This is a genomic window from Aquimarina sp. AWH4_224, assembly GCF_056160245.1.
Genome location: NZ_JBSWWU010000081.1, coordinates 1 through 297, shown reverse-complemented (window position 1 = coordinate 297; position 297 = coordinate 1). Strand labels below are relative to the sequence as shown.

The following is a 297-nucleotide window of genomic DNA, read 5'->3' as shown; positions in this document are numbered from 1 at the left end:
GATCGTTTGGTGTACCACCATTGTTCACTACTGCAGTTCCTACTGCAGCTGGGATGGCAGTCACATTGATCGTTCCGGTACTTGGACCATCTCCTCCAAAGCTATCGTTTCCTAATACGGCAATGTTGGTCGTTCCACTATCTTCTGCGACATCAGCAGGAGTATCATCAGTAGCGGTTGGCGTATCGTCTACTGGGGTTACATCGAAAGTAACCGTAGCCGTATCGGTATCTCCATCAGCATCTTCAATCTCATAGGTGATCGTTACCGGACCATTATAGTCTAAGGCTGGAGTAA

Annotated in this window: 1 protein-coding gene; it reads right to left on the bottom strand. The window is 47.8% G+C overall.

Going from position 1 to position 297, the window contains the following annotated elements:
* On the bottom strand, positions 1-297 hold a 297-nt coding region (locus ACXAGJ_RS24785), incomplete at both ends, for an Ig-like domain-containing protein (RefSeq protein WP_474843891.1).